The sequence below is a fragment of the Bacillus sp. LR--39 genome (genome assembly GCF_053613335.1).
The window spans coordinates 1-1,317 of the sequence record NZ_JBSIOT010000193.1; the positions used below are offsets into that span (position 1 = coordinate 1).

2 protein-coding genes and 1 pseudogene are annotated in these 1,317 nt (G+C 42.1%); 2 read left to right on the top strand and 1 reads right to left on the bottom strand.

What is annotated here, in order from left to right; translation table 11 throughout:
• The coding region (locus ACWHAR_RS21685; RefSeq protein ID WP_452087794.1) for a right-handed parallel beta-helix repeat-containing protein at nt 1-507 on the top strand (507 nt) is incomplete at its 5' end.
• Between the two features lie 14 nt (nt 508-521).
• Here ACWHAR_RS21685 and ACWHAR_RS21690 read toward each other — a convergent pair.
• Entirely contained in the window at nt 522-743 is a 222-nt protein-coding gene (locus tag ACWHAR_RS21690) for a hypothetical protein (protein ID WP_017696146.1), read from the bottom strand.
• A gap of 125 nt (nt 744-868) precedes the next feature.
• Here ACWHAR_RS21690 and gerKA point away from each other — a divergent pair.
• Nucleotides 869-1,317, top strand: a pseudogene (gerKA, locus tag ACWHAR_RS21695) (spore germination protein GerKA); the annotation flags it as partial.

The following is a 1,317-nucleotide window of genomic DNA, read 5'->3' on the forward strand; positions in this document are numbered from 1 at the left end:
AGAAAATTCAGCCGGGGCATTTGGATTGCTCAAGGGAACGCGGTGATTGAAGGGAATATACTGAATCCTGACGCGTTTGAAGCAGTGCCGGAATCATATTCTGTTTCCGTCACAAACAATGCCGGCGCCATCATCAAAAACAATACATTTAAAGAGTTCAAAAATTACCCCATTTATTGCTCCACAAGTGCGAAAACCTCAATTATCGGCAACCACTTAGAGAGATCTCCGCTTTTGGTCACCATCTATATCAGCGCCGGTGTGCATGAGATTTTTGATAATACCATTTCAGTCAACAGAACAGCCGGGAATCCGATTGTGATTTATCTCAATGGCTCTGCAGGCTCTATCGTCTCAGGAAACACCATCAATAACCTCTCCGCGGGCACTGCGACAGCTATTCAAACAACCACATCAACCAATTCCAAAATCATCGGCAACCGCATTTTTAAAGGGACCATCAACAAACACAGCAGTGATACAATAGACGGCAATATGATTGTCTGAAAAAAGCGCCCCCTCTAGGGGTTCTTTTTTTTCGATTTATAGATCACGTATATTTCCCTCACAAGTACTAAAACAAAAAATAAAATTACAACCCATTCCGCAAATGTTGAAATCTTAAAGCTGGACATATTGTTATAAACGGCTTTTGTTAAACTGAACCCTTGAAGCATGTCCATCAACACAGAAATAGCTAATAAACAAATTAATATGACTCCAGTCACGCCCAATATCTTCATGCTTCATCATCCTCCGCTTTTAGTGTCTATCGTTGGCGGAGATGTTATACCGCATCTAAACCTCATGCATAATCTCAATTTTAAAAGGAAGAATATGAGAAAACGACAAGGAATGGTATTTGTGTATGCCTTTATTTTCTAAGCGAAAGAACAATACCGGTTCAAAAGACAAGCAGAATACTGACGAGAGGAACCAGGAACAGCAGCAAGAAAAAGAAAGGCCGGTTCTCATTTCTCCAAGTTTGGCAAAGAATATAGCGGAAACGAAAAAGGAAGTCGGAAGCAGCTCTGACGTCATCATTCGCGAGATTAAAATCGGGGAGCAGGATCATGTCCACCTAGCTGTTATCTATATTGCTGGGCTGGTCGATAATAACACGATCCATGAGTCGTTAATTGACCCATTGGTACAGGATGAGTCTATCCAGAATACTCATGCGATCCAGCAAATTCTTGAAAAAACGCTCCCGCTGGGCGGGGTGAAAGCGGAAAAGAGCTGGGACAAGCTTTTTTCCGAGTTAATGCTCGGCAATGCGCTCATTTTTGCTGATGGCCATGATGAAGCTTTGATTTG